Origin of the sequence: Acinetobacter sp. V104_13 (assembly GCF_031798995.1) — a bacterium.
GTDB lineage: Bacteria > Pseudomonadota > Gammaproteobacteria > Pseudomonadales > Moraxellaceae > Acinetobacter > Acinetobacter pittii.
Genome location: NZ_JAVQNP010000010.1, coordinates 100,190 through 110,084, shown reverse-complemented (window position 1 = coordinate 110,084; position 9,895 = coordinate 100,190). Strand labels below are relative to the sequence as shown.

General features: G+C 37.9%; 10 protein-coding genes. 4 read left to right on the top strand and 6 right to left on the bottom strand.

Annotation, left to right across the window (positions count from 1 at the left end):
• Positions 1 to 169: 169 nt before the first annotated feature.
• Together RMB06_RS02290 and RMB06_RS02285 are read right to left on the bottom strand one after the other, a co-directional pair.
• Positions 170 to 985 (bottom strand): protein kinase domain-containing protein, encoded by an 816-nt coding sequence (locus RMB06_RS02290; protein ID WP_311078070.1) that lies wholly within the window; start codon positions 983 to 985, stop codon positions 170 to 172.
• Positions 972 to 2,480 carry a DUF3336 domain-containing protein gene (locus RMB06_RS02285; RefSeq protein ID WP_002115307.1) on the bottom strand — a complete coding sequence of 503 codons (1,509 nt, stop codon included), beginning with the start codon at positions 2,478 to 2,480 and terminating at the stop codon, positions 972 to 974. The genes RMB06_RS02290 and RMB06_RS02285 overlap by 14 nt, the downstream gene beginning before the upstream one ends.
• Before the next feature lie 177 nt (positions 2,481 to 2,657).
• Between RMB06_RS02285 and RMB06_RS02280 the strand changes: the two genes are divergently transcribed.
• Positions 2,658 to 3,539 carry an ATP-binding protein gene (locus tag RMB06_RS02280; protein ID WP_130118899.1) on the top strand — a complete coding sequence of 294 codons (882 nt, stop codon included), beginning with the start codon at positions 2,658 to 2,660 and terminating at the stop codon, positions 3,537 to 3,539.
• A gap of 103 nt (positions 3,540 to 3,642) precedes the next feature.
• Entirely contained in the window at positions 3,643 to 4,746 is a 1,104-nt protein-coding gene (locus RMB06_RS02275) for a DUF6670 family protein (protein ID WP_002115312.1), read from the top strand.
• 2 nt (positions 4,747 to 4,748) lie between these two features.
• Here the strand turns inward: RMB06_RS02275 and tsaD are convergent, their stop codons facing one another.
• Positions 4,749 to 5,759: a tRNA (adenosine(37)-N6)-threonylcarbamoyltransferase complex transferase subunit TsaD gene (gene tsaD, locus RMB06_RS02270; RefSeq protein ID WP_002115326.1), complete on the bottom strand. Its 1,011-nt coding sequence runs from the start codon at positions 5,757 to 5,759 to the stop codon at positions 4,749 to 4,751.
• A 145-nt stretch (positions 5,760 to 5,904) separates the two neighbouring features.
• On the opposite strand from tsaD, the gene rpsU reads away from it, so the two are divergent.
• Positions 5,905 to 6,120 (top strand): 30S ribosomal protein S21, encoded by a 216-nt coding sequence (gene rpsU, locus RMB06_RS02265; protein ID WP_001136722.1) that lies wholly within the window; start codon positions 5,905 to 5,907, stop codon positions 6,118 to 6,120.
• 25 nt (positions 6,121 to 6,145) lie between these two features.
• Positions 6,146 to 6,592, top strand: a complete 447-nt coding sequence (locus RMB06_RS02260; protein WP_002115302.1) for a GatB/YqeY domain-containing protein — start codon at positions 6,146 to 6,148, stop codon at positions 6,590 to 6,592.
• An 89-nt stretch (positions 6,593 to 6,681) separates the two neighbouring features.
• On the opposite strand, the gene RMB06_RS02255 is transcribed toward RMB06_RS02260, so the two are convergent.
• From RMB06_RS02255 to RMB06_RS02245, 3 genes are all read right to left on the bottom strand, one after another.
• A complete protein-coding gene (locus tag RMB06_RS02255; protein ID WP_081037730.1) occupies positions 6,682 to 8,109 on the bottom strand; it encodes a M48 family metalloprotease in 1,428 nt (475 codons plus the stop codon).
• Between the two features lie 143 nt (positions 8,110 to 8,252).
• Positions 8,253 to 9,218 carry a D-glycerate dehydrogenase gene (locus RMB06_RS02250; RefSeq protein ID WP_069140743.1) on the bottom strand — a complete coding sequence of 322 codons (966 nt, stop codon included), beginning with the start codon at positions 9,216 to 9,218 and terminating at the stop codon, positions 8,253 to 8,255.
• A gap of 11 nt (positions 9,219 to 9,229) precedes the next feature.
• On the bottom strand, positions 9,230 to 9,877 hold the full coding sequence (locus RMB06_RS02245; RefSeq protein ID WP_069119474.1) for a hypothetical protein: 648 nt from the start codon (positions 9,875 to 9,877) through the stop codon (positions 9,230 to 9,232).
• Between the last annotated feature and the right edge of the window lie 18 nt (positions 9,878 to 9,895).

Sequence of the window (9,895 nt, the reverse complement as noted above, 5' to 3'; positions counted from 1 at the left end):
GCGAAGAGACTCGAACTCTTACACCTTGCGGCGCTGGAACCTAAATCCAGTGCGTCTACCAATTTCGCCACGCCCCCGATGGCTGTGTATATTAGCGATAAGATCTGACAGTGACAAGTGTTTTTTTTCTAAAAAAAACTAACCGTGTAAATTGTATACAGATACTAGATCAATGATTTTTATCAATTTGAATCTCTTTTAAGCAATTTATTACTTCATCAGCATTTGAAAACCGATTTTGCTGTTGTTTTTGTAATAAACCTGCAAGTAAGGGATAAAAAATCAAAAACTGCGTGGATAATTGAATGTTTAATTTTTGACAGTGCAAGACTGCCCAATCACGATAACTACCAGCTTCTAAGCGAGTTTGAGTCAACCATTCATATAGAACGATGCCAAAAGCATATAAATCACTTTGTATTCCCTTATGCCCTCCTCTAAATAGCTCAGGAGCCATATAACGAGGTGTTGCATCCATGACTGTATCGCAACTTGAGATCGGTTTCGTTTTCTCAAAATCAATTAAACAAGGCTTTTGCTGAAACTTTCTAAAATGCTCTGCCTTAACGTCTCCATGAATCCAGCCAAGTTCATGAAGTTCTGCAAGCTTATTTATTGCGAACCAAATCTTACGGTATACATCAGTTAAATCACTTTCATGAACCAATGAACTGAACCACACTTCACTATCAGGTAAAATTAAAACCTTACCCAAAGAATGGCCTAGCTGAGGGATTAAACTGACCTCAATTAATTTATGAGGTAAAAGCCATGCAGGTTTTTTAAAGTGAATTTCTTCGTAAAATAATTGCTCATGCATGAAATCTTGCTCACTTTGAGCATGGGTTTCAGGCAAATGATATTTTAACCAGTAATTTTCGGTATCTATGGTACATGTCCATAAACACCGCCCTAACGCTGCACTTGTTGGCTTTGTTACACATGTTAAGTTTTCTATATGCGAAGCAAAATCATGCCTCAGCATAGTAAGACTCAGGCTGTTGTTTCTTTTCTTCAAAGCGCAAAACTTCTAAACAATGCTGAATTGTCTTACCAATACGAGCATGGGTTTCAATTGAAGAAATTTTTGGCCAAGTTGCACGTTCCCCTTCTCTTTGCAAACGCTTAAACAGATGCGGACGCGGGTTTTGCAAAGTATAGGTATAGTGACTTAGGCTATATTTAGCAATGATATTTACATCACCATAATAACGCTGTCCCATTACTCCATATCCATGATCCAACAATCTTCTAACGGGAGAAATTGAACCAAGTCGTTGACGCGTAAAGTCCATAATGCCCATTGATAGCACTTTACCTTGGCGTCTTAAAATTCTTTCCGGCCAACTTAAAACGTCTTTACGGAAGCGATCCGCATCATTTTGCATAAATGGAACAATATGTGGGTTAACCTGACTCGCAATGGTGTAGTTTAAATTATAAAGCCGCGCCATTCTTTCTTGCGGGAAATCGCTTCTTACACTTCCATCTACCCACTTTGTATTTGCCATATAAGGTGTATGTTCACCGTCATAACGTTTACTGGTTAAGCGTACTGGTGGGAATAAAATTGGCACAGCACATGAAGCCAATACAGCACTCCACACCAAAACATTCGGTGTCATAATGGCATTCATAATTCTTGGGTTTTCTGTTGCATCATACGGCGCTACTGCCACATTAATGTTTAAACCAGATTTTTTGAAAGCCTCTTCAAACGTAAGATCACCTAAATTCTCAATAAGGAATTTTTTCAAATACTGAACATCGGCAATTCCACCATTGCCTTTAATGAGTTCACGGAATTTCCTAAAATGAAAAGCATCACTAAAAAATTGCTCACCATTTAATAAGTTTTGGATATCTTCACTAGCAGAGGTTCCAAGCATACCTGTCATAATTGCCCCTGCACTTGAGCCAGAGAGCACTTTAGGCATTAAGTCTTGTTCAATTAAAGCCTTACATACTCCCGTATGAAAAAGTCCTAAAGTCGCCCCACCCGAAAACATAAGTGCAGGTTGTCCATATGCCCTTTCACAGTTTTCAAAAAACTCTATTTTTTCTTTTCTTTGAAACGTAATGCATTCACTTGAAGCGATGTAAGCCAAGCTTTGGCTAACTTCTTCAATATAGTCTTCAATTAACTTTTTTGTACCGACATGCGTTGCGGCAAAAAGCATTGGATGACCAATATTTGCAATATCGTAGGTTAGACCCTCTTTAAGTAAATAGATGAGGTCTAATGTGCGATGTTGCTGACGATATCTTTTGAGCAAAGTGTATCGATAAGAAATGAGTTCGGCATCAAAGTAAGGTGAACTATTATCAAACTTCCACTCTTGCACACCTGTTTCTTCATCTAGTTTTAATGCAAAAGACTTCCATTCCTCATAAGATTCAGCCATGTCTAATTGACGTTGTAATTTTTTGATACGGTAAGCCTGATGTGGATTCATATCACTTCGTATTTTTTCAAACATATTTCGTCCTCATCTTCACAGATGATTTTACTGAATAGACATCACAACACTATGCTCGGTCTGAACATTTCAATCAATTGCAAAACCGATAAAGTGTATAGGCAATAAGTTTTTTGTCAGCCTGTTAATTTCGGTGTTAGTATCCTATCAAACACTGTTTAACATGATTGACTTACCATGGCTACCATTGATTTACCGGACAATTTAGTTCAAACATTATCACTTGTATTAAATCAGTTACAGCAAGTCTTGCCTGAGCCTCGACAAGAAACAGATTTTACTGCACCTGCTTTTAGATGGGAAAATCAGCAACTTAATGCCATCTATAAGCCAAAAAATATTTATCTTGATGACTTAAAAGGCATTGAGCGTCAAAAAGAAAAAATTATTCAAAATACTTTGCAATTTTTAAATGGCCTACCAGCGAATGATGTGCTGTTAACAGGCTCACGTGGTACAGGAAAATCATCTATTGTTCGCGCTTTACTCACAGAGTATGCCCCTCAAGGATTACGTTTAATTGAAATTGAACGTGATGATTTATCAGACTTACCTAAAATTCAAAAACTCATTCAAAATCGTCCTGAAAAATATATCGTCTATTGTGATGACTTGGCTTTTAATGCCGAAGATGAAAATTACCGTAGTCTAAAAAGTGTATTAGATGGTTCATTACAATCAGGTTCAAGTAATTTTATTATTTATGCAACCAGTAACCGTCGCCACCTGTTACCTGAATTCATGCATGAAAATACACCTGTAACTAAGGTGGACGTTCCCCAATATACTGAATTACATCCACAAGAAGCGATTGAAGAAAAGATCTCTTTATCAGATCGTTTTGGTCTATGGTTATCTTTTTATCCAATGGATCAAAACTTATATTTAGAAATCGTAGAACATTATCTTGATAAATCAAACATGCCTTTTAATGATGAAGTCCGTGCTGAAAGTTTACGTTGGTGTCAGATGCGGGGTCAGCGCTCTGGTCGAGCGGCTTATCAGTTTTCTAAGCATTGGATTGGTTTAAACGCCTTAAAAGATTTGTCTAACAATTAAATAAAATGTCCCGCAAAGCCTTAGCTTTGGCCTATAAACCGCTTAGCTTTGGCAGTTGTTTTTCATAACCTAAAACAAAGATAGCCCTTCTTTAGGTTTATATATGAAAAAGCAATTGCCAAAAATTTCTACAACAAGTAAAGCGCTTGGTAAAAGTTTATTACTTGCACAAGGCGTTTTAGACCAAGCAAAAAAATATTCAACTCTTCCTTTTACTCAAGCTCATATCATCCGTCCACGAGTTGACGAAAAATATTATAGCTGGACACATTACGGTATCTTTTTCCCGCTTTTACCAGAGCCGCATCGTTACTTAAATATTATGATTTTAATCGGTACGCCTGGTGCACTTGCTTTTGACCATGATGATATCATCACTGAAAATCCTAGAAAAACAGCTACTTTCTTTTCAAGTACAGCCGCTCTGAAACAAGCTTTACTGAAGGCCTATATCATTCCCGAAGATACAAAAATTAATAAAGATGGGACCTTAATAGAACTAGGTCAAGAAATTTCAATTCAAGGAAAATTTCCGCACATCCATATTAATGGACATTATGATGGGTTTGATTTCGACTTTGATATCGATATTACTTCACATGTTTCATGGTTTATAAAAACACCAATCTATGATCATTTTAGCTTATTGGCAAAGTTTAAAGGTTTTCTAAGCTATCAAGCAGAACGCATTGAAAGCCAAGGACTCTGCACTTACGAATATGCTCGAGCAGTTGGTCCTCACTCCATCACAAACAAACTTATTCCTGATGTATATAAACTGCCACTTGATTTTTTTACTTATCAAATCATCAATTTAAATGAAACCACTCAACTTCTTCTTACCAAAGCCGATATTGCAGGACAAACAGCTGCATATACCCTGCATATTCGACATCTGGACCAGCCAGCTGAAATTTATACAGATGTAAGCTTTGATATTATTTCGCATCAAGTTGATGACTTTGTTTCACCTACTGGGCATAAAATGCGACTTCCAAAATATTTTTCTTGGATCGCTAGAAATGAGGCAAAGCAAATTATCTTAAACATTCAGGCAGAAATTGACTGCCCATTCCGCTATGGTCATGGGCGAGGTTATGCGAGTAGCTATATATTTACAGGTCATTATTTTGGTAATGAAGTTCAAGGTCGTGGTTACATCGAATACATTGATATTGAAAACCAACATGCTTTTGAAGATGAATAATTTTACTCAGGAATAGTGAGTTCAGTCATCGGCCAGCGCGGCGTGGTCGTTACCGCTAAACCATCATGCTGACCTGCTTTTAAACGTTGATATCCAGCAAAAGCAATCATTGCCCCATTATCAGTACATAAAGCAGGCTCTGCATAATAAACTTGCGCTTTAATTTTCGCCAAAGAGGTTTCTAATTGCTCGCGTAGTCTTAAATTTGCGCTAACTCCACCTGCAATCACTAAACGTTTAAGTCCAGTTTGCTTTAAAGCTTTTACTGATTTTTTTACCAAGGTATCTACAATTGCTTCTTGGAATGAAGCAGCAATATCAGCGTCACGATTTTCGCCATTCAATTTTTTCAATTGAACAGAAACAGCTGTTTTTAAGCCACTAAAAGAAAAATCCAAACCTTGATGAAGCATAGGTCTTGGAAACTCAAATGCTAATGGATCACCAGATAATGCAAGTTTTGCGATATTTGGCCCACCTGGATATGGCAAGCTCATCATTTTGGCAACTTTATCAAAAGCTTCGCCCGCAGCATCATCAATAGACTCACCCAATAGTTCATATTGACCAATAGCGTGGGCTGCCATCAATTGTGTATGTCCACCTGAAACTAACAATGCTACAAACGGAAATTCAGGTGGTTGACTTGAAAGTAATGGGGCCAACATATGACCTTCCATATGGTGAACACCAATTGCAGGCTTATTTAAAGAAAAAGCTAAAGTTCTGCCAAACAGTGCACCTGTCATTAATGCTCCCATTAAGCCAGGACCACGCGTATACGCAACCGCATCAATCTCTTGTTTTTTTACACCACTTTGTTCAAGCAATTGATTCATTAAAGGAATTAATTTACGAACATGGTCACGAGAAGCAAGTTCAGGTACTACTCCACCATATTCGGCATGAAGTTTAATCTGGCTATAAAGAACCTGTCCCCGTAAGCCGAGTTCGCTATCATAAAGTGCCAACCCTGTTTCATCACAAGAAGTTTCCAAGCCTAAAACAATCATCAAAACTGCCTTTTATATGAGTCAAAATATTGCAATCGCTATTATAGACTTGTGATATGAGTTGTAAATGAGTAAAATACTGACCTTCACTTGTGATCCGGCGCAATGGTGTGCCTGATCTTATCCATAATCTAGAGGATTTTACATGCCACAAGTTAAGTTGAAAGAAGGCGAACCAGTTGACGTAGCTATCCGTCGTTTCAAACGTTCATGCGAAAAAGCTGGTGTTTTAGCTGACGTTCGTAAACGCGAATTCTACGAAAAACCAACTCAAGAACGTAAGCGCAAAAAAGCTGCAGCAGTTAAACGCTACCAAAAGAAATTGGCTCGCGAATCTGTACGTACTACTCGCCTTTACTAATTAATTTGTGATTGACTGCTGAATTATGACTACTTTAAAAAACCAAATTACTGATGCATTAAAAACTTCTATGCGTGCCAAAGATATGGCAACAGTGACGGTTTTGCGTAGTCTACAAGCGGCAATTAAGCAAATCGAAGTCGATGAGCGCAAAGAGCTTGACGACGCTCAGGTTCTTGCGGTCATTGAAAAGCAAATTAAACAACGTAAAGAATCGATCAAAGCCTTTGAAGGTGCTGGTCGTAATGATTTAGCTAGTAAAGAACAAGCCGAAGCTGAGATAATCTCTCAGTTTCTACCAGAAGCTATGACTGAGGAAGAGCTTGATTCTATCATTGAGCAAACGATTGCTGCTCAAGAAGCAACTAGCATGAAAGATATGGGTAAGGTGATGAATTCTCTACGTCCGATCATAGCCGGGCGTGCCGATCCTGCTCAAGTTTCAGCAAAAATTAAAGCTAAGTTAGCTTAATTCCCCTTTTTAAATTTTATATTTCTTCCAATCAAGCTTCTTTAGTTTGTATATATTTGCACATCTGCAAATTAAGTAAGATATAACTTTTAAATCTTCATTCGTCGCTCATCTTGCATTTGTTTCAAACGACTGTCTATTCTTGCCGACATTGCTTGATTATCTTTTGCCAATCGCTGAGCATGCAACATTGATTTAATTGCATTTTCCTCACTACCTGACCAATATTCTGCTTCAGCCCGATAGCGTAGAACATTAACCGCTCTTAAAGGTCCATTCTTATCCAAATTCGCAGCTTGCTGTAAAAATTGCCAGCCTTGTATATCTCTTGGATTCTTATTAATAAATCTTTGAACTAAGGTTTGAACTTGCGCAAATTTACCTTGGCGTAGCAGCACCTCAGCCAACTTATAACTAAAAGCTTTATTTTCAGGCATCGTCATTTGTGTAGAAGCAATTGTTGTATAAGCTTGATCTAATTTATTTTGGCCGAGATAAATATCTGTCTGCAATAATGTGACAAGAGGCTTTCCACTAGATTTCGCTTGATCTAAAGTAGACTGCGCTTGCACATAATCACCTTGTCTTGTGTAAAATGCTGCTAAAGCAATCAGACCAGCAATATTTTTTTGGGACGCCAAACTTTGTAGTTGGTTTTCAGTTGCCTGATTGGCAACCACCATGGTGTACCATTTTAAAATTTCAAAATCTGCATCATATATACGATTTTTAACTCTAGGCAGCTGGTTTGCACGGAGCCTAGCTTCACTCATACGCTCAGTCGTCAATGGATGAGTCAACCAGAAATCCGGTAAAAAACTTACTCGACTTGTAGCTCTATGCATTGTTTCAAAATAATCAGCCATACTTTGAGGGTTATAACCTGCCGCAGACATATATTGCATACCAATACGGTCTGCTTCACGCTCTTGATTTCGACTATATGTTAATTGCTTATCCATGAGCGCAGCTTGGGTTCCAAGCATCACTGCTGCACCCGCATCGCCACCACCCTGCGCAGCTATAGCCACCCCTGCTAAAAGCCCCGCTAAACTTAACAAGGTTTGACCTTTAAAAGCTTCTTCAGAGCGACTAAAATGTCTTTGCGATACATGCGCAATTTCGTGAGCCATAACCCCAGCAATTTCATCAATATTTCGTGCTGAGGCAATAAGCCCTGTATTGAGCGCAAATAAGCCACCTGGAACAGCAAAAGCATTAATTTGTGGATCTTTAATCACGACTAGACCAATCGGCTGCCCAAGCTGAGTTTCACTTAAAATACTCGAAAATACCTGAAAAAATTGATCTTCTAGCCAGACGTCTTGAATAACGGGCATTTGTTTGTGAACTTCACGAAAAACTTTTTCGCCAATAAATTTTTCTTTTTGTTGATCAAGCAAACCAATCCCACTTCCAATATTTGGAATTTCTACTTGATTTGCAGAAGGCTGAGGATCGAAAGGCTGTGCGTACGAAGCATTTGTTATAAAAGCCGTACTTAAAATAATTGGCAAAAATCTCAAAAGTTTTTCTCTAGTAAAATTAAACCATCAAAAAAAGTCTACTGATATAAAACATAAAAAATTATGTTCAATCAATAGACTTTTAATATATCACTCGAGATCGCTTAGTTTTGCAATGAAGTGTTATTAATCATTTATGCAAAGTTTGGGTTTACCAAATATCTAGGAGTTTTATCCTCTAAAGCTTCAACCAGATTTTTATAAGCAAGATTTGCCATTTTTTTTCGGGTCTCTGCAGTCGCAGATCCTACGTGAGGCAAAGTAACAACATTTGACAGTTTAAAAAGCTCTGAATCTTGTAAAGGTTCTTTTTCATATACATCCAAACCAGCCCCAAAGATTTCTCCGCTTTGTAAGGCCTCAATCAATGCTTGCTCGTCAACCACTGAACCACGCGCAATATTAATAAAAATAGCGTGCTTTTGCATAAGCTCAAATTGAGCTTTACCCATCAAGGCTTTCGATTCATTATTTAAATCAACTGCGGTTACTACAAAATCAGACTGTTGCAATAACTCATCTAAACCAAGATATTGTGCTTTTAAAGGCTCTGCCAATTCAGGCTTTTCACGGCGGTTATGGTAAACAATATTCATGTTAAATCCATAAAAACCACGTCGTGCAATTGCAGCACCAATATTACCAAGTCCAATAATTCCTAGCGTCTTTCCAAAAACATCTAAACCAAACTGCTGAGGCCCAACAGTTCTTTTCCATTCACCTTGTTTAGTCCAATGATCAAGAAAAGGAACTTTTCTAGCAGCACTAAGCAATAACGTAAAAGCAAGATCAGCCGTTGTTTCAGTTAAAACATGAGGTGTATTTGATAACCAGATTTTTCTTTGGTTTAGATAAGCCACATCATAATTGTCATAGCCAACTGTTACAGATGAAATAATTTTGAGTTTTTGAGCAGGCGCAAGATTACTTTCATTAAGAAGTCGACCAGCACCAATCATCCCATCAGCATCTACAACTTGTTGGCGAATTTGCTCATTAATATCACCCAGTTTTGGATTAAGAACCACAACATGATAATCCTGTTGTAATCGAGACAAAATTTCTTCATCAATTTGGCTAAAAACTACAACTTTTTTCATGTAAATCCCTACTACTCGTTGTTATCTTGCATTAATTGCCATAACCTTTTTTTAAGGAGTGGTTTCTCCAACATCTCTTTTAAACTCGCCAAATGAATAATATTGGCATGTTGAATATAAGAACATTCCCCAAGGCACAAGATTTTCTTGTCTGCTGCGACAGCATCTAAAAATCCTTGAATATATGAACCTGCACCACGTTGATCTTGATAGTTAGCTAAAGGGAACGGCCATTTTAGTTCAGCATATTGCCCTATTTTTGCTTTTTGAATGTTATTCCAAAGCTGCTTTTCTTCTTCACTTAAATTGGTAACATCTAAAAAAATAACGCATTTTTCAAGCGCAAAAGCCTGTAACTCAAATGAAGCAATCGTAACCACTGGAGCTTGTACTTCAGTACGAGGCGACACAACAGGCGGAACTTCTACTGGAAGTGGTACCGCAATTTCAGGTTCAACTTTTGGAACTTCGTTGACTTGTGGTTTTGTCGGTTGCTCAACAACTGGATTGCTCTTAGAAGGCAATATAATTGGTTCACCTTCTGGCGCAGCTTGATCTCGCCAGAGACTTTGAGCATTATTTTTTTGGCACACCTGTGTCTTAGGAATCCATACATCAATTCCTAAAGTTGCCAATATATTTCTTTGCTGCCCAATCATCTGTAAATCAATACCTCT